The following is a 17,042-nucleotide window of genomic DNA, read 5'->3' on the forward strand; positions in this document are numbered from 1 at the left end:
TTAAGTGTTACAATTTGCTTTAGTATCTTCGGGGGAGGATTAAACCATTAGCTACTCACTTGGTTCGTGACATGAGGTTATTTCTATGAATTCAATCATTCTCATTACATCTTATATTTTAATAGTCAATCTTCTTGGTTTTGCAGCCATGGGAATTGATAAACATAAAGCCAAGGCAGGTTCTTACAGAATCCCCGAGGCGACTTTATTTATCTTAGCTTTAATAGGAGGCAGCATCGGAAGTACCATAGGCATGTTCTTTTTTAGGCACAAGACAAGACACTGGTACTTTGTAGTTTTTATGCCTACAATTCTTATACTGCAGGTAATATCTGTAATAGCAGTGTGCTACTTCGTAAACTTCAGATTTATGTAATGTTTTTTAGAGGGGACAAAGGGGAAAATCATGCATATAGCAGTTTGTGATGACAATATAGCTGACAGAAAGCAGATGCAAAGGCTTTTGGAGCGCGCATCTGATGCAAACAAGAAAAACGGTCTGGAGGGATTTTTCATAGATCTTTATGGAAACATACCTTCTCTTATGCAGACTCCGCAGATGTATGACGGCATCTTCATAGATATGACCAATATCTCTGAGAGCGGAATGAACGGAATTGAAGTTGCAAGGTCGCTTAGAAAGATCAACGTAAGCGGCAAGATCATCTTATGTTCCTCTGCTATCGATTATGAAAGTCTGGCTACGGATGAAGAAAAAGAAGTTTTCATCTTCATGACCAAACCCATTCTCAAGAATAGACTCAGAGAAGTTCTTGATATCTGCGAAGAATCCAGATCAAACAAGGAACCGCTTATAGAACTTAGAGATGATAACGGGACCATCTATGTCAATGGCAATGATATCCTTTATGCTCATTGTAAAAACGGCGGAGGACGCATCGAAATAAAGCTTGTAGACGGGCAGATCATAACTATCCTGTCCACTATCTATATGTTCTATGAAGATCTGGAGCCTTTCTATTACCTTCTCCCGGCTTCTGATCTGACGATCATAAATATAAGACACATACAAAAAACGAAAGCCTTCAGTGTGATCATGGATGATGGTCACAAATTCTGGCTTTCGCTTGAATTCAATAAACATATTAAAGAGCAGCTCAAAAAAGAAAAAGGATTGTAATATCAGTAAGTAACGATAATACCACCATCATTTGCATACATAGAGCTTACGCCTCTGGTATCAACTACTATGGCGTCCTTGAATTTCTTTCTGGCAAGGATCATATCACGCACAAGCATGGCTCTTTCGAAGTTGTTACAATGTGCTACTGCAAGAATTCTATCTTCAACATCACGACTTTCCTTCTCTATAAGGTCAACCATCTTCACAAGAGCTTTGCGAATGCCAACTCCCTGTCCTCTTTGAACAATATTTCCTTCTACGCCTTCACATACAGGCTTGATGCTAAGTGTAGCAGCAACAAGAGCCTTCATTCCGGATAGGCGTCCATTCTTTCTAAGTGTCTCGAGATTATCAAGTACGAAAAATGTAGTCATATCATCTCTGAAAGCTGATATCTTTTCTACAATTTCTTCAAAAGAAAGACCCTGCTCTTCATATTCCATGATCTTAAGCGCAATAAGTCCAAGACCGCAGCTGGCAGAAAGAGAATCTACTATAAAGATATCCTTCTCACCATACTCTTCTTCATAAAGGTCTTTGCCAATAAGTGCACTATTATAACTTCCTGAAAGCTTAGATGAAAGAGTAATACAATATACATGATCAGCATCTGTCTTAAATGCCTGCATGTAGCTATCAGGTGAAGGGCATGCTGACTTGGGACATTCCTCACTTTCAGCAACATGTTTAAGGAACTGTGCCTGATCAAAAGTCTCATCATCCATGATATGATAATCGCCTACTTCCAAAGAGAGCGGGACACTCTGAAATCTTGGATCACTATAATACTCTTCAGGCAAATCGCAGCAGCTGTCATATACAATTTTAAAACTCATATATCCTCCGATAAAGCAATGTAGTTCTCATTACTACATAATACCACCTAACATACGATGCGTAAACCAAAACTTGATGTGATGGCACGGCTTTATTAACAGCTGGAGGGTAAACAGGCGGCCGGGGCGGTGCAAGCAGGGCGGTGCAGTATCCTTGAAGTTTTTGTGAGGGAGGCGGATAGAATATAAATCATTGCCGCGCTGTTATTAATGCTTTTGTTGCATGCGTCATAGTATTCTTAAGGCAAAAATGATATTATAATACAGATATTATTTTGGATAATCTTTATTGCGAGGAAAGAAATGATTGTTTTACAGATTACTCACACTAAAAATTTCATGAACACTTTGCTTAGGGGAAGTGATTTTGATGAATTTCTTTTGGAAGAAGCGGTTATTAAGGCCGGCAACTCTTATACAATAGATGGGCATATCAATAAAGAGTTTTATGGAGATCTTGTATCAGAAGAGGCTCCTTATGAGCTATCCAGATGGAGCGATATTAAGAGTGTATGCTTTGAGCTTATCAAAGGGCGTCATACACCTTTGGGATTTAAGTTTATCATGCAGGTTAAGCCCGAGCATACTGATGCGCTTCTTGAAAAGAAGGGATCAGCTCTTACAAGTAGGGATGTAGCATTTGTTATTAATGTTAAGTTTGCAGAAGGTATCACCACTATAACAAGTGCTGCTGCGATTAGAACATTCTCTTTAGATAAGTCTTACGAGCAGATCTGGGATGAGAGCATAAAAAGGTTCCTTGCTTCTCATAATATCGAATTTGAAGAGATATAATACACACTAATCCGAAGAAAGCAGTAAGCATTCTTTTTCAGTATTCTTTTCAGGCATCTGTTTGATATCCAATCGCCGCATATGACGCAAAAAACGCCCGCATAGTATCTGCTACTATACAGGCGTTTTATTAAAAGTATCATTTATATTTACTAAGAATTCTTATAAGCTCGTCATACTTTGGTCTTAACTTCTCATAGACTTGAGGAGCATTATCTATTCTCTCGGGTCTTAAGATCTCAGTTATTTCTTTGATCTGATTAAGAAAACCATCACCTTCCAGAGCAAGGTTTGAGGCTACACCTTTAAGGGCATGAGCTCCCTGGAAAGCTTCTTTGGGATCGTTGTTATCAAGGCCCTTTTTAAGTCTTTCCATACTAGGATCATCTATAAATTTGAGCATGAACTTCTCAACCAGATCTTCATTACCTACAAGACGTGCTTTGACTTCTTCCCAGTTAACGCCCCAGTCTATCAGTTCCTGTTTAAGCTCAGCATTCATGATCAGCCTCCTATACAAGAATATCAGATCACATATCTATCTGAACACCACATTACTAATGTTATGAGCGTATGCTCACAATCAGATCAAAGTATGGTTAGCATACTGACCAGATCATTCCTGCATCTTCAGAAGCTTTGCAGCCTGATCTGCAGTTGTAAGAGCATCTACAAGCTCATCAAGATCACCGTTTAGTACATCTTCTATTCTGTGAAGTGTAACCTTGATCCTATGGTCTGTAACTCTTCCCTGAGGGAAATTATATGTACGGATCTTCTCAGATCGGTCTCCTGTTCCTATCTGACTGCGTCTAAGCTCAGCTTCACTGTCGTGCTGCTCCTGGATCTTAAGATCATAAAGCTTGGCACGAAGAAGAGCCCATGCCTTAGCCTTATTCTGAAGCTGTGATCGCTCTGTCTGTGAATAGATGACTATACCTGTAGGAAGGTGGGTAAGTCTTACAGCAGAGTCTGTAGTATTAACTCCCTGACCACCATTACCTGATGCTCTTGTAATATCCATACGAACATCTTCCGGAGGTATATCGATATCAACATCATCCTCAACCTCAGGCATAACAGCTACAGTAGCTGTAGATGTATGAATTCTTCCGCCGGATTCTGTAACAGGTACTCTTTGTACTCTGTGAACTCCGCTTTCATATTTAAGCTTAGCATAGGCACCGCTTCCTTCAACCATGAAGCTTACAGTCTTCATTCCGCCTATACCTATTTCTTCAACGTTGATAAGTGATGTTCTAAAGCCTTTACTTTCAGCATATTTAACATACATACGATATAGGTCAGACGCAAAGAGCGCAGCTTCATCTCCGCCTACGCCTGCTCTTATCTCGACGATTACGTTCTTATCATCATCCGGATTCTTAGGTATCAGAAGTATCTTAAGATCCTGTTCAAGCAAAGGAAGTCTTTCTGAGTTTTCATTGCACTCATCTTTGAGCATCTGTCTCATCTCAGGATCTGTCTCTTCTTCCAGCATCTGCATGCTGTCTTCTATAGCTTCTTTACACTTTTTGTACTCTAAATACTTCTCAACAAGTGGTGTAAGATCGCTTTGTTCTTTCATAAGTCTTCTGAATCTGTCAGCATCTGATGCCACATCAGGTTCAGTAAGTACCATTCCGATTTCTTCATATCTGTGCAATATAGCTTCAAGTTTATCTAACATAATAAATCCAATCTATTCAATCACATTAATTTACCAAAACTAATACAGGCATCCTCTTACAACTCTGTCATTGCCGCCCAGATCTTTTATGACTTCCACTTCATGGAATCCGCCATCTTTCATAAGGCCAGCAACAGCATCGCCCTGATCATATCCTATCTCCATCATAAGCCAGCCACTTGTATACAGCCATTTAGGTGCATTTTCAATTATGCGTCTATAGAATATAAGGCCGTCTTGTCCGCCGTCAAGCGCTATATACGGCTCGCCCTTGCCCACTTCAGGAGGGAGCGTGGCTATAACATCAGTTCTGATATAAGGTGGATTTGATACGATCATATCAAACTTCTTATCGTCATCTTGTGGAAAAAGATCCGTCTTAACAATTTCAGCTCTATCGCTAAAACCAAGTCTGTCCCTGTTACCTGTCGCAACTTCTATAGCCTTATCGGATATATCTGTCATGACACAGCTTGTATCATTGGTATAATTAAGAATACTAAGCGCAACGCATCCGGATCCTGTGCAAAGATCCATAAAGCGCATTCCGTCAGATAGTTCTCTCAATGCTTCTTCTGCAAGAGTCTCTGTATCCTGATTCGGCACAAGTACATTCTCATTAACATCAAATGTAAGTCCCATAAATTCCTGATATCCTACTATATAGGCAAGAGGGACCCTGGACGCTCTTTTTTCTATAAGTTCATTATACTTCTTTTCTTCTTCAGGCGACACATCCCTGTCTCCATGAACCAGAAGCGTATTATAATCAGTGCCGCATACATATTCAAGAAGAAGCCGGGCGTCGAGCTGATACTCCGGCACACCGGCTTCCTTTAGTCTAATGGATGCATTTTTATAAATATCTGAATAAATCATTCCAGAACATCTTCCTCATCTTCATCAGCAAAATCAAATCCGAAAACATCCTTCTGATAGGTTTTCCAATCGAAAATAGCCTCTACAGAAGCAATACCGACTTCGATCATCGAATCATCCGGCTCCTTGGTAGTCAGACGCTGAAGAAGAAGTCCCGGCTTAGAGATAATAGATATAACCGGATTATCACTTTTACCTGCAAAACGGATAAGTTCGTAGGATATGCCCGAAACAACAGGAAGAAGCAATATACGATACAGAAGCTTCATCGCTACGCTTTCGGTATTGATAAACATAAACAATATGATACTTACAACAAGAACAAATAGTATAAAACTGCTTCCGCATCTTTTGTGGAATCTAGAGGAGCGCTTTACATTGGATACAGTAAGCGGAAGCCCTGATTCGATGCAGTTAATACACTTATGTTCAGCTCCATGATATCTGAAAAGCCTCTTAATATCAGGCATAAGTGTGATAGCAAGAATATACAAAATGAAGATAGCAATTCTTATAATACCCTCAGCTACAGCCTGAAGCGCCTGACTCTGAAGGTAAGTATTCATCCATGCAGACAGTCTTTCGGGAAGTATCAGAAAAAGACCTATAGCAAGCGCAAATGCAAATATCGTAGTTAAAACAGAGAAAAACTTATCTCCATTACCGCCCGTAACAGCATCAGCCGCCTTGTCAGCGCCTGTAGCATCCTCTTCTTCATCCTCGTAAAAGTCCGCAGATCTGTTAAGAGCCTTAGTACCAAGAACAAGTGAATCTATAAAAACAAAAATTCCTCGTATAAATGGAATCCTAAGAAGAGGCGATCCTGATAAAATACCATGATACTCATCTATTTCGACATGTACCTGTCCATCGGGTTTGCGAACAGCGACTGCATAAAGGTCCTTATTGCGCATCATAACCCCCTCAAGTACTGCCTGTCCTCCAATTCCCGAATAATGGGTAATCTTCTTTTTCATATATAGTCATCCCCCATCTAGTAATTTGCAGAAGGTACGCGCTTAGGCGCACCTATAAAAAATGAGGCTGAGGCTCTTGCCTCAACCTCATCATTGGATCCTTACTGAATCTCAAGCAAAGTCTTGCTCTATTAAGCTTCTGTCTTGATGCCGTACTTCTTGTTGAATCTGTCAATACGACCACGAGCTGAAGCTGCCTTCTGCTGGCCAGTGTAGAATGGATGGCACTTAGAACAAATTTCTACGTGAATCTCCTTCTTTGTGGAACCTACTGTGAAAGTATTGCCGCAGTTGCATGTAACTGTTGCCTGATAGAATTCTGGCTGTAAATCCTGCTTCATTTTTTACTCACCTTTCTATATCTGAATAAACTTTCGAAAAATTCCGCATCTTTTTTGAATGCACAATTTCCGACTGTGCTGCTGTCCACATAGACAGCTTTGTAATAATAACATAAATCGTTCAAATACGCAAGTACATTTTATCATTATACTAATCATGGATTGAATGTAAAAGTAAATTCCACATTATGCAGAATTAAGTCTTACGCCTTAGTTTATAAACACTAATGATCGCGACCTGTAAGATCTGTATCTGTCTCTTATTTCTTCATTCTGCGCTGACGTACGATCTCGTATGCAAGGACTCCGGCAGCAACAGATGCATTCAAGGATTCGATCTCACCATTAACAGGGATAGATGCGATCATATCACACTTTTCTCTTACCAGTCTGCTAACGCCTGATCCTTCATTGCCTATAACAAGTCCTATAGGGCCTGTAAGATCAAGATCATACATAGGCTTGCCATCCATGTCTGCGCATACAAACCACATTCCGCGCTTTTTGAGGTCCTCTATGGTCTTAGAGATATTGGTAACCTTTACAACAGGTGTATAGTTAAGCGCGCCTGCAGAAGTCTTGGCCACTGTAGCTGTAAGGCCAACTGCGCGGTTTTTGGGTATGATAACACCATGAGCTCCTGCAACATTGGCACTTCTTATGATAGCTCCAAGGTTGTGAGGATCTTCGATATTATCTAGAATAAGAACAAAAGGAGCCTTTCCTTCAGCTTCTGCCTTGCTGAATATATCTTCTATCTCAGAATAATCATATGCTGCAGCAAAAGCGATAACTCCCTGGTGCTTACCTGTTATAGATATCTGATCAAGACGTTCTCTTGAAACGAACTTAACGATAGTTCCAGCCTTTTTGGCTTCACGACGGATAGTAGATACAGCGCCATCTGTGCATCCATCAAGAACGTAGAGCTTGTCTATAGTCTTACCACTTCTAAAAGCTTCTACTACTGCATTTCTTCCTTCTATAGCAAGAGAATTCTCCGGAACCTCAATCTCTTCGTCCACAGCATCATCTGCCATGTCTCTTACAGGGCGGCGTTTTCTATCGTCTTCCCTGCTGTTATATCTATCTGAGACTCTGCCAAGACTTCTGCCATGTCTTTCGTCTTTTCTATTACCATTCCTGCTATCATTTTTATGATCATTTTTTCTAAAATTACTATTATCTCTCATATATATCTCCAAGAGTAAACTGTTTATAAACTATTATTTCCCATCTTTAGAATCAAGAAGCTTCACACCATATTGTACAAGCTCCAGCACTCTGTCAAGTCTCCCGGCCAGATACAGATAACCACACAAAGCTTCAAGCCCTGTAGCTTTGCGATAATCGATCACCGACTGATTCTTGGCACTTGTGTAGGACTTGGCATTCCTTCCTCTATGATACACTGCAGCTTCTTCTTCAGACAATCTGTCCATGATAGAGTCTATTATAAATGCCTGAGCTGCAGCATTAACATAGTGCACCTTGGCCTTGTTCAGGGTATTGGCAGGCCTGTTGGACTGTTCAGTAACAAGAGAACGTATTATTATCTCATATACGCTATCACCTATAAATGCAAGCGCAAGTGGTGAATACGTTCTCATATCTATCTTCTTAAGTCCGAATGAATCACGGATAACACCTGCAAGGTCAGCTATATCACTGCTGTTTATGCAGGCACTTTCGCAAGATTCATCCATAATTTCACTATCAGGGCCTATATTGTAATCATTCAGACCTTTTTCCATACTACGCCTTCTCTTGTATCTTTGATCTCAATACCTTTCTCAAGAAGCTCGTTTCTGATAGCATCTGCTGTTGCAAAATCCTTAGCCTTCTTGGCTTGTGCTCTTCTCTCAATAGCATCAAGTACATATTTCTCAAGCTCAGGATCTACACTTGTACCTTCTTCAGAAAGAGCCTTAGCATGAGCTATCAGATCAAGTGACAGAACCTTGTCAAAACTTTCTATGATAGCAAGCTTGGTCTTATCATTAGTATCGGCTTTAAGAGCATCATACAATATAGTGATAGCCATTGCAGTATTAAGATCACCGCATACGCTGTCTGCAAACTTTGCTTCAAAGTCCTTAAGTACAGCTTCATCTACAGCTCCGTCATCCTTAAGTTCAGCTACTCTCTTTACAAGCTTATTGAATGTAGCTGCTGCCTGATCAAGTGCATCAAATGAGAATACGAGAGGCTTCCTGTAATGAGACTGCAGGCAGAAGAATCTGTAAACAAGCGGATCATATCCTTTTTCTTTGAGTACAGATACTGTAAGTACAGCACCCTTACTCTTACTCATCTTGCCTGACTGATCGTTAAGGTGATTGGAATGGAACCAGTATTTGCACCATTCATGTCCCAAATAGCTTTCAGACTGAGCGATCTCATTGGTATGATGAGGGAAAATATTGTCAACGCCGCCGCAGTGGATATCGATATATTCACCAAGATGCTTCATAGCGATGCATGAGCACTCTATATGCCATCCGGGATATCCAACGCCCCATGGGCTTTCCCACTTAAGTGCCTGATCTTCAAATTTGGACTTTGTAAACCAAAGGACGAAGTCTGTCTTGTTTTTCTTATTGGCATCCTCTTCTACATCATCACGAACGCCAACCTGAAGAGCCTCTTTCTCGACTTCTGAAGAGAAAACATAATAATCTTTGAGCTTACTGGTATCAAAGTAAACATTGCCTCCGGCAACATATGCATATCCCTTTTCAAGGAGAACTTCAATCATATGGATAAACTCAGGGATGCAATTAGTAGCTGGCTCTATCACGTCAGGTCTCTTATTGCCAACAGCATCAAAATCTGCAAAGAAAGCATCTGTATAGTACTTGGCAATCTCCATAACGCTCTTGTGCTCTCTCTTAGCACCGGCAAGCATCTTGTCTTCGCCTGTATCAGCATCTGATGAAAGGTGTCCTACGTCAGTGATATTCATAACTCTCTTAACGTCATAACCTGCATACATAAGGGATTTGATAAGAACATCCTGCATGATATAAGTTCTGATATTACCGATATGCGCATAATGATAAACAGTAGGTCCGCAGGTATACATAGATACCTTGCCTTCTTCTCTGGGGTTAAACTCTTCTATATTTCTGGAAAGTGTATTATAAAAAGTAAACTTATGAGCCATTTTATTATTCTCCGTATGTAGTATTTTCTGTATTTCTATTAAAATAACCTCATGCCACAAGCAAAGCGAGTGACTAATGGTTCAAATTAGTGGAGCTTGCAACACTAATTTGGTTTTGAAAATGGAACATTTTCAAACTTAACCTCTTGATGATCAAGAGTTCATACCACATCCCGGACAGGCTGCACAGCCTCCGTCGCTTGACGCTTCACCGGTCTGGAATGTCGCATTCCTTGACGGTGCATCCATAGGAGTTGTCAGAAGGCATATAGCCTGAGAAGATATACCTTCTCCAGATCCAGTAAACCCAAGTCCCTCTTCTGTAGTAGCCTTAACATTGACCTGAGTGATATCAAGTCCCAGAACATCAGCAATATTCTGTCTCATAGTGTCAATATAAGGTCTCATCTTAGGTCTTTGAGCGATAATGGTAGCATCAATATTCTCTACTATAAAACGTGCCTCATCCAGCCTTCTGCCAACTTCAGCCAGAAGCTTCATAGAATCAGCTCCTTTAAATTCAGGATCTGTATCCGGAAAAAGCTTACCTATATCTCCAAGAGCTGCTGCGCCAAGAAGCGCATCCATTATTGCATGAACAAGAACATCCGCATCTGAATGTCCATCAAGTCCTTTTTCATAAGGGATGTCAACGCCGCCGATTATAAGCTTTCTGTTTTCTGCAAGGCGGTGAACATCGTATCCCATTCCTATACGCATATATTAAAATCCTTTCTAAAACAACCATTCATGGATAAATGTCTATTCCCTTCATAATACATTAATAAGTACTTCAATTACAAGAGCTGCTCCGCAGGCACATGCAGCAACAGTCAGAAGATTCTTCCTTAGATAGGAAAGAACAAGTGCTGTTACAAGTCCGGCTATCCCTGCTGCAAGGCTAAGTCCCTGCGTCATAAGTATAGAAGGAAAAGTCATCGCTGCTAGTGTAGCATACGGAACATAAAAAAGAAATGACTTTATGAATGGGCTTTTGATCTCTTTTCTTATAAGAGCAAGTGGAACTACCCTGATAAGATAAGTAACTATAGCCATAACCAAAATATAAACATATACATTGTACATAGTTGTCCTCTTTTTTAAGCAGTCTAGTCTTCCGCACTTCTGACAGGGAAAAATACTGCCGCAAGCGTACTTATGATCACTGTTACAATGATGATCCTCATGCCTGATTTGAGATTTTTAAGAACCGGTGCAAAGGTCATAATGCAGGAAAAGAGCATAGCGCATATTACTACGCACATCACAGCCTTGTTATCTCTGGAAGGCGGAATGATGATCGCTATGAACATCCCATATATCGCAAGACCAAGGCAAGCGATAAGTATCGGCGGAAGAATCTGTCCGGCAAAGGCTCCCAAAAACGTCCCAAGTATCCATCCAAAAACAGAAATGCTGATGAGTCCGTATGAATATGCAGGCTTTAGCTCTCCTTTATTAAGTACGCTCAGCGCAAATATCTCATCTGTCACACCATAAGCAATACACATCCTGTGAATGATGCCTGTTTTAGGAGACAGCTTTTGAGTAAGCGCTGTAGACATGAGCATGTATCTAAGATTTATGATAAATTGCAGTATCGCCATTTCCACAAGAGACACCCCATCTCTTATAGAATCAAGCGATGCATACTGTCCTGCGCTAGTTACATTAGTAATAGACATGATCACTGCCTGAAGAGTTGTAAGGCCCTTACTTCCGGCAGCTATTCCAAAAGCAAAAGAAACCGCTATATATCCTGTGCAGATCGGTATGCCGTTTTTAAGTCCCCTGCGGTATTCTGAAGCATTATCCATATCAGTCCTCTATTTCATCAATAATTTTTCTGATCTCATCCTCCGGTGCATAGGGCATACTTCCCTGAACCATTTTGTCAGAGCCACCGCCTTTAGCACCAAATCTCTGTTTTAAAGCTGCCGCAACCTTCCTGGCATCGCCGTCTGCAATGCCGCTTACAAACCTATATCCATTCTCTGTCAAGACAAAAAAGCTGCAAAAACCCGCATGAGACACTGTAAGATCATTGATAGCATTCTGAATAGACTTATTGTCCATATCCTGTACAAAGACCGTGACATTCTTTTGATTCTTAGGAATCTCCTTGAGTTTATAACTTAAAAGCTCTGCCTTAGCCTTTTGAAGACTGCCTTTTACTTCATACAATTCGTCTTTAAGTTTGCATACCTGTCCGGGGACATTCTCAATAGAAGTTGTCAAAGATCCGGCAAGATCCTGGATAAGCGTATGTTCCCTTCCAAGAGTCTTTAAGGCTCTCAATCCGCATTCTATAAAGATCCTGACACCGCCTTTATAGTTCTGACGGCCTAGCACCTTCAAAAATCCAATCTCTCCAGTCTTTCTGACATGGGGAGCACAGCAGGCACACACGTCTACTCCTGGGATCGTGACTATCCTTACATCACCTTCAAGTTCTTTCTTACTTCTGTACTGGAGCTTATCAAGCTCATCTTTTGAAGGCCATGAGATTTCTATATCAAGATTTCGGACTATAACTTCATTAACTTTTCTCTCTATCTCAAGCACCTGTTCATCATCCAAAGGACCGTTAAAATCCATTGTAACTACCTGCCTGCTAAGGTGAAAGCCAACATTGTCATAGCCATATTTATTGTGAACTGTCCCGGAGAAGATATGTTCTCCTGAATGCTGCTGCATCTGATCAAAACGGTGATCCCAGTCAACCACGCCATGAACGCTTTCACCGGCTTCAATATCAGCAACTACTGTGTGGAATATCAGCTCACCTTCCTCACTTTTTTCAATCTGAACATCAAGAACCTGAGCTCCGTTTATGGTTCCAAAGTCAGCCTCCTGTCCTCCCTCTTCAGGGAAAAAAGCTGTTCTGTCAAGAAGGAGCTTCCTTGCTCCCTTGTGATCGCCTTCTGTGATCACATCACTCTTAACAACTACTGCTTCAAACGAGGTAGTATAGGCATCTTCATCATATAATTTAATTATCGGACTTATCATAAGTTTATGTTTTCCCTTCTAAAACTGCATCTATTTTATCACACTTTAACGCACTATTCATGTAAACTATCTATAACTTCCTACTCAACCTTAGTATTATCCTTGAAGGTATATGCTTAAGGTCAAAATCTACCAGATATCAGTATGCGCCCTAGGCAATAAAAAACCGGCAAAGCGAAAAGCTCTGCCGGCCATATATTAAATATATATTTACTTGTCTGCTTCAAGAGGAAGCTGTGCAAGAATACCTGTGATCTTCTCACGAGCTTCTTCGAATTCCATATCAAGTGCATATGCAATCTCAGAATAGAAAAGCTTCTCAGCAACTCCCAGATATCTCTCATCTACAGAAGCAAACTTCTTGCCTTCTGCAGCACGAACAGCCTTGATATGGTATAAAGTCTTGATAAGACTCAGCATATCTTCAGCCTCGTTCTTCTTACAAATATCTGAAATAACAGCCTCAGCCTTCTTTCCAACAGGAAGATCTGTAAGGCTCATATCATCGAGTCCGTCAATAAGATCAGCAGCCATCTCTGCTGAAATAACCTCACGCATCTTGTCCTCAGCGCCGTCCATAGGAACATACAAAACACCACCGCTGTCAATAGCAGAAATCATCTGGTAATACATCTTCTCGCTTCCCTTAGGAAGGAATGATGGAACAAGTGTGTCTGCTACCTTGCACAACCCATGATTTCCATAAACTGCAACATCTCCTATACTAAGCATTTCCACCTCTCTTTGTGACCATCCGAACGAAATATGTAAGCGTTTACTATAAACTTTAATAATAATGACCTGCAAGGATGATTTGCAGGTCAAATCATAAAAAGATTATAGCACATTTTTAATGAAAATGTAATAGTTTTTGATACGAAAATACGCAAAAAATTTTCGTTTTGAATATATGGACAAATTGTACAAAAACCTTCCGGCTTTTGTTTTTTATTCGTAAATTATGCCTTTTTCTCCATATAATTGTTCGAAGTCATCACGCGTAAAGCAGTTATAATACTCGGTTTGAGACCTTTTAAGCATAGGATTGTAAGAGCTCTTTATCGTGTGATGCCAGTAAAACCCAAGGCGCTTCATAACCCTCCTAGATCTAGTGTTTCCTTTGTAATATGCACACCATATTTGGTCAAGATTTAAATTACGAAATCCGTAACAAATTAGCTTGAAAGCCGCTTCTGATGCAAGTCCCATATGCCAGTACCTACGTCCAAGCCAGTAGCCAAGCTCAGCTTGATTCTCTTTGGTTCCTCTGGCTTTGTTAGGACCCATTGCCAGAGTTACATTGCCTATAGGAATTCCGGCAGTAATCGGCATCCCCATATTATCATATAGTCCAGCCTTAGGAACTATCGCAAATACAGTTCTTCTTAAATAGATAGTTCTTATTATTGTGCGGCTATACTCTACACTTTCATGTGGGAGCCATCCGGCATTGGGCCCAACATCCGGGTCACTTGCTATCGCAAAAAGAGCCGGAGCATCCGACTCTTTCCATGGTCTTAATATCAGTCTGTCTGTTTCGAGAACATCTTGTGTTATTGATTTATAGTCTCTAACTACCATATAATCCTTTCAGGGCCGCGTAGTAACACGGCCCGTTTAAAGATCATCTTTTAATTAATATTGGTTCCTTTATGACGGATCAGGTTCTCGCAACCAGTTCCCTGTATAGCTTCTTTGATAAAAGAGAACAATATACCGCCATAAGTGCTGTAGTCCTCATGCTCATAGTTGCGGTTAAAAGCTACGAATTCACCGTCCTCATACTGAACGCACATAGCTCCGCCTACTTTCTTGACTATATACTTAGTTACATTGCCTGTTGTAACAGCAACATATTCATAATCATTTTCGTTAAGGAATCCTGAGATATCTGTATTTTCAGTATCCTCTGATGCACCGGACTCATCCATAAGAGAAAGCTCTTCTACAGGAGTTGCTTCCTCTTCTGCTGGCGGTGCCATGGTTTCTTCCATAGGTGGTACTGCCATTTCTTCCACTGGTGGTGCTACGTCTGCTGCCGGCGCTTCTTCCATTACTGACATATCCGGCATGGCTGCTGCCTCTTCTACCGGTGGCACTGTCATCTCCTCTACTGGTGGTGCTGCGTCTACTGCAGGTGCTTCTTCCATTACTGGCATTTCTGGCATTGCTGCCTCTTCTACCGGTGGTGCAACTGCTTCTTCTACCGGAGGTGCTACCATCTCTTCAACTGGTGGCACTACATCAACTGCTGGTGCTTCTTCCATTACCGGCATTTCTGGCATTGCTGCCGCCTCTTCTACCGGTGGTGCAATTGCTTCTTCTACCGGAGGTGCTACCATCTCTTCAACTGGTGGCGCTACATCAACTACAGGTGCTTCTTCCATTACCGGCATCTCTGGCATTGCTGCCTCTTCTACCGGTGGTGCAACAGCTTCTTCTACCGGAGGTGCTGCCATCTCTTCAACTGGTGGCGCTACATCAACTGCAGGTGCTTCTTCCATTACCGGCATCTCTGGCATTGCCGCTGCCTCTTCTACCGGTGGTGCAACTGCTTCTTCTACCGGAGGTGCTGCCGCCTCTTCTACCGGAGGTACTGCCATCTCCTCTACTGGAGGCGCTGTGTCTACTGCCGGTGCTTCTTCCATAACCGGCATCTCTGGCATGGCTGCTGCCTCTTCTACCGGTGGTGCTGCCATCTCCTCTACTGGAGGCACTGCATCTACTGCCGGTGCTTCTTCCATAACCGGCATCTCTGGCATGGCCGTTGCCTCTTCTACTGGTGGTGCTGCCACAGCTTCTTCTACCGTCGGAGCTACCATCTCTTCTACTACAGGTGCAGCATCCACTGCCGGTGCTTCTGCCACCGGCATATCAGGAATAGGCTGATCCAAAGGTATATTATCAAGAGCCATCGCAGCTTCCACCGCGGCCTGAGCCTGAGCAATATCATCGGCTGCCTCTGCAACTGCTTCGCCGCCCTCGTTCTCTTTCATTGCAGCAAGAAGATCATCAACACTAGCTTCCGACAAATCTTTTCCGAGCATATCCTGAACACTTACACCTTCCATGGAGACTCCTTTCATTCACTTACCAAGAAAACCAAGCCGATACAGATAGCCGCTTATCTCCTAGAATCCAAAACAAGCAAAGCTTCCCGGCCCATAACCTGCGACCTTAATAAACGTACATAGAACCGTACATTACTTTTATCGTAAAAAAAGCCCCAAAACATTACCTTTTTACAAAAATAATGCTTTGAAGCTCATCTGCTATTATCATCAGCAATTGCCGGTATAAACATACTTTACATATCTTCTTCCAACCTCTGCGCACTTATAGACAAGATCTATATCCGTAGGAACTTCGCTCTCCATCTTGTACCTTGGAAAAAATCTTGTGATATGCCACACGATATCGTCCTTAGACTTGATCGAAGCGATCCATCTGCCCATTTTCTCTATATCTTCAAGACTATCACTTATCCCGGGGACTATCAGAGTTGTGATCTCAAGATGGGTATCGGCTGCAGCTCTTTTTATAAAATCCATCACCTGTTCAAGGTCTCCGCCAAGTTTCCCTTTATATATCTCTTTGGAAAAAGATTTAAGGTCAATATTCATAGCATCGATATAAGGAAGGACTTTTTCCAAAATATGTATATCCGCATGACCGTTACTAACAAGAACATTGACCATATCCTTTTGATGTACAAGCCTGCCCGTATCTACAATATACTCCCAGAAAGTAAGCGGCTCGTTGTAGGTATAAGCAAGACCGATATTGCCTCTTGGAACGTAATACTCAGCAAGTTCGCACAGCTTATCCGGCATTAGTATCTTCGTATCAAGCTCTCTTTTTGATATAGATATGCTCCCAGCCATCACCCTGTTATCAGAGTCCATCCCTGCCTGAGCGATCTCATAATTTTGGCAAAAAGGACACCTTAGATTACATCCAAAGCTTCCAACAGATAGAATAAGAGACCCTGGATGAAATCTTGCAAGAGGCTTTTTCTCAATAGGATCAAGCGCTATCGATGTAAGCACCCCATAATTTATGCACTTTATCTGGCCTCCTTCGTTCTTCCTGACTCTGCAAAAGCCAGTCTGACCTTCCGAAAGCCTGCATTTATGAAAACATACATCACAGTTAACATCCATACCAAACCTCATAAACATTGCGCCGGCTCATCTGGCTCT

20 protein-coding genes are annotated in these 17,042 nt (G+C 41.5%); 3 read left to right on the top strand and 17 right to left on the bottom strand.

The window, feature by feature from the left end; all coding sequences use genetic code 11:
• The first annotated feature begins 85 nt into the window (after positions 1-85).
• Together I7804_RS15885 and I7804_RS15890 are read left to right on the top strand one after the other, a co-directional pair.
• Positions 86-376, top strand: a complete 291-nt coding sequence (locus I7804_RS15885; RefSeq protein ID WP_022754557.1) for a DUF1294 domain-containing protein — start codon at positions 86-88, stop codon at positions 374-376.
• 30 nt (positions 377-406) lie between these two features.
• Complete coding sequence (locus I7804_RS15890) at positions 407-1,141, top strand: LytR/AlgR family response regulator transcription factor (RefSeq protein WP_027207724.1); 735 nt, start codon at positions 407-409, stop codon at positions 1,139-1,141.
• A gap of 2 nt (positions 1,142-1,143) precedes the next feature.
• On the opposite strand, the gene I7804_RS15895 is transcribed toward I7804_RS15890, so the two are convergent.
• Complete coding sequence (locus I7804_RS15895) at positions 1,144-1,980, bottom strand: DegV family protein (protein ID WP_248404147.1); 837 nt, start codon at positions 1,978-1,980, stop codon at positions 1,144-1,146.
• Between the two features lie 303 nt (positions 1,981-2,283).
• On the opposite strand from I7804_RS15895, the gene I7804_RS15900 reads away from it, so the two are divergent.
• The gene (locus tag I7804_RS15900) at positions 2,284-2,775 is read left to right on the top strand and encodes a DUF5721 family protein (protein WP_248404148.1); all 492 of its coding nucleotides are present in this window, start codon (positions 2,284-2,286) and stop codon (positions 2,773-2,775) included.
• A gap of 139 nt (positions 2,776-2,914) precedes the next feature.
• Here I7804_RS15900 and I7804_RS15905 read toward each other — a convergent pair whose 3' ends face one another.
• From I7804_RS15905 to amrS, 16 genes are all read right to left on the bottom strand, one after another.
• On the bottom strand, positions 2,915-3,277 hold the full coding sequence (locus tag I7804_RS15905) for an Hpt domain-containing protein (protein ID WP_248404149.1): 363 nt from the start codon (positions 3,275-3,277) through the stop codon (positions 2,915-2,917).
• A gap of 114 nt (positions 3,278-3,391) precedes the next feature.
• Entirely contained in the window at positions 3,392-4,465 is a 1,074-nt protein-coding gene (gene prfA / locus I7804_RS15910; RefSeq protein WP_022754552.1) for a peptide chain release factor 1, read from the bottom strand.
• Positions 4,466-4,504: 39 nt separating this feature from the next.
• Positions 4,505-5,344: a peptide chain release factor N(5)-glutamine methyltransferase gene (gene prmC, locus I7804_RS15915; protein WP_027205331.1), complete on the bottom strand. Its 840-nt coding sequence runs from the start codon at positions 5,342-5,344 to the stop codon at positions 4,505-4,507.
• Positions 5,341-6,321, bottom strand: a complete 981-nt coding sequence (locus I7804_RS15920) for a DUF1385 domain-containing protein (protein ID WP_248404150.1) — start codon at positions 6,319-6,321, stop codon at positions 5,341-5,343. Before I7804_RS15920 ends, prmC begins: the two co-directional genes overlap by 4 nt.
• Before the next feature lie 131 nt (positions 6,322-6,452).
• A complete protein-coding gene (gene rpmE, locus I7804_RS15925; RefSeq protein ID WP_022754550.1) occupies positions 6,453-6,662 on the bottom strand; it encodes a 50S ribosomal protein L31 in 210 nt (69 codons plus the stop codon).
• Positions 6,663-6,922: 260 nt separating this feature from the next.
• Positions 6,923-7,702, bottom strand: coding sequence for a 23S rRNA (guanosine(2251)-2'-O)-methyltransferase RlmB (gene rlmB, locus I7804_RS15930; protein WP_034463782.1), 780 nt, complete (start codon positions 7,700-7,702; stop codon positions 6,923-6,925).
• A gap of 186 nt (positions 7,703-7,888) precedes the next feature.
• The gene (locus I7804_RS15935; RefSeq protein WP_248404151.1) at positions 7,889-8,416 is read right to left on the bottom strand and encodes a Mini-ribonuclease 3; all 528 of its coding nucleotides are present in this window, start codon (positions 8,414-8,416) and stop codon (positions 7,889-7,891) included.
• A complete protein-coding gene (cysS, locus tag I7804_RS15940; RefSeq protein WP_248404152.1) occupies positions 8,401-9,828 on the bottom strand; it encodes a cysteine--tRNA ligase in 1,428 nt (475 codons plus the stop codon). Before cysS ends, I7804_RS15935 begins: the two co-directional genes overlap by 16 nt.
• A gap of 153 nt (positions 9,829-9,981) precedes the next feature.
• A complete protein-coding gene (gene ispF, locus I7804_RS15945; RefSeq protein WP_248404153.1) occupies positions 9,982-10,548 on the bottom strand; it encodes a 2-C-methyl-D-erythritol 2,4-cyclodiphosphate synthase in 567 nt (188 codons plus the stop codon).
• A gap of 51 nt (positions 10,549-10,599) precedes the next feature.
• Positions 10,600-10,914 (bottom strand): AzlD domain-containing protein, encoded by a 315-nt coding sequence (locus tag I7804_RS15950; RefSeq protein ID WP_022754545.1) that lies wholly within the window; start codon positions 10,912-10,914, stop codon positions 10,600-10,602.
• A gap of 23 nt (positions 10,915-10,937) precedes the next feature.
• Positions 10,938-11,645, bottom strand: coding sequence for an AzlC family ABC transporter permease (locus tag I7804_RS15955; protein ID WP_248404154.1), 708 nt, complete (start codon positions 11,643-11,645; stop codon positions 10,938-10,940).
• Between the two features lies 1 nt (position 11,646).
• A complete protein-coding gene (locus I7804_RS15960) occupies positions 11,647-12,840 on the bottom strand; it encodes an alanyl-tRNA editing protein (RefSeq protein ID WP_248404155.1) in 1,194 nt (397 codons plus the stop codon).
• A 210-nt stretch (positions 12,841-13,050) separates the two neighbouring features.
• The gene (locus tag I7804_RS15965; RefSeq protein WP_027205337.1) at positions 13,051-13,572 is read right to left on the bottom strand and encodes a CarD family transcriptional regulator; all 522 of its coding nucleotides are present in this window, start codon (positions 13,570-13,572) and stop codon (positions 13,051-13,053) included.
• 216 nt (positions 13,573-13,788) lie between these two features.
• On the bottom strand, positions 13,789-14,421 hold the full coding sequence (locus I7804_RS15970) for a GNAT family N-acetyltransferase (RefSeq protein WP_022756234.1): 633 nt from the start codon (positions 14,419-14,421) through the stop codon (positions 13,789-13,791).
• A 50-nt stretch (positions 14,422-14,471) separates the two neighbouring features.
• Complete coding sequence (locus tag I7804_RS15975) at positions 14,472-15,911, bottom strand: hypothetical protein (protein ID WP_248404156.1); 1,440 nt, start codon at positions 15,909-15,911, stop codon at positions 14,472-14,474.
• Between the two features lie 210 nt (positions 15,912-16,121).
• Complete coding sequence (gene amrS, locus I7804_RS15980) at positions 16,122-17,015, bottom strand: AmmeMemoRadiSam system radical SAM enzyme (protein WP_248404157.1); 894 nt, start codon at positions 17,013-17,015, stop codon at positions 16,122-16,124.
• Positions 17,016-17,042: the final 27 nt, after the last annotated feature.

Origin of the sequence: Butyrivibrio fibrisolvens (assembly GCF_023206215.1) — a bacterium.
GTDB lineage: Bacteria > Bacillota > Clostridia > Lachnospirales > Lachnospiraceae > Butyrivibrio > Butyrivibrio fibrisolvens_C.

Bases quoted from the DNA above. Each gene is read 5' to 3' on its own strand.
- prfA (WP_022754552.1), bottom strand. From the start codon at position 4,465: ATGTTAGATAAACTTGAAGCTATATTGCACAGATATGAAGAAATCGGA.
- prmC (WP_027205331.1), bottom strand. From the start codon at position 5,344: ATGATTTATTCAGATATTTATAAAAATGCATCCATTAGACTAAAGGAA.
- I7804_RS15935 (WP_248404151.1), bottom strand. From the start codon at position 8,416: ATGGAAAAAGGTCTGAATGATTACAATATAGGCCCTGATAGTGAAATT.
- I7804_RS15975 (WP_248404156.1), bottom strand. From the start codon at position 15,911: ATGGAAGGTGTAAGTGTTCAGGATATGCTCGGAAAAGATTTGTCGGAA.
- amrS (WP_248404157.1), bottom strand. From the start codon at position 17,015: ATGAGGTTTGGTATGGATGTTAACTGTGATGTATGTTTTCATAAATGC.
- I7804_RS15950 (WP_022754545.1), bottom strand. From the start codon at position 10,914: ATGTACAATGTATATGTTTATATTTTGGTTATGGCTATAGTTACTTAT.
- I7804_RS15890 (WP_027207724.1), top strand. From the start codon at position 407: ATGCATATAGCAGTTTGTGATGACAATATAGCTGACAGAAAGCAGATG.
- I7804_RS15955 (WP_248404154.1), bottom strand. From the start codon at position 11,645: ATGGATAATGCTTCAGAATACCGCAGGGGACTTAAAAACGGCATACCG.
- rpmE (WP_022754550.1), bottom strand. From the start codon at position 6,662: ATGAAGCAGGATTTACAGCCAGAATTCTATCAGGCAACAGTTACATGC.
- I7804_RS15895 (WP_248404147.1), bottom strand. From the start codon at position 1,980: ATGAGTTTTAAAATTGTATATGACAGCTGCTGCGATTTGCCTGAAGAG.
- cysS (WP_248404152.1), bottom strand. From the start codon at position 9,828: ATGGCTCATAAGTTTACTTTTTATAATACACTTTCCAGAAATATAGAA.
- I7804_RS15920 (WP_248404150.1), bottom strand. From the start codon at position 6,321: ATGAAAAAGAAGATTACCCATTATTCGGGAATTGGAGGACAGGCAGTA.
- ispF (WP_248404153.1), bottom strand. From the start codon at position 10,548: ATGCGTATAGGAATGGGATACGATGTTCACCGCCTTGCAGAAAACAGA.
- I7804_RS15970 (WP_022756234.1), bottom strand. From the start codon at position 14,421: ATGGTAGTTAGAGACTATAAATCAATAACACAAGATGTTCTCGAAACA.
- I7804_RS15900 (WP_248404148.1), top strand. From the start codon at position 2,284: ATGATTGTTTTACAGATTACTCACACTAAAAATTTCATGAACACTTTG.
- I7804_RS15965 (WP_027205337.1), bottom strand. From the start codon at position 13,572: ATGCTTAGTATAGGAGATGTTGCAGTTTATGGAAATCATGGGTTGTGC.
- I7804_RS15885 (WP_022754557.1), top strand. From the start codon at position 86: ATGAATTCAATCATTCTCATTACATCTTATATTTTAATAGTCAATCTT.
- I7804_RS15960 (WP_248404155.1), bottom strand. From the start codon at position 12,840: ATGATAAGTCCGATAATTAAATTATATGATGAAGATGCCTATACTACC.
- rlmB (WP_034463782.1), bottom strand. From the start codon at position 7,702: ATGGCAGATGATGCTGTGGACGAAGAGATTGAGGTTCCGGAGAATTCT.
- I7804_RS15905 (WP_248404149.1), bottom strand. From the start codon at position 3,277: ATGAATGCTGAGCTTAAACAGGAACTGATAGACTGGGGCGTTAACTGG.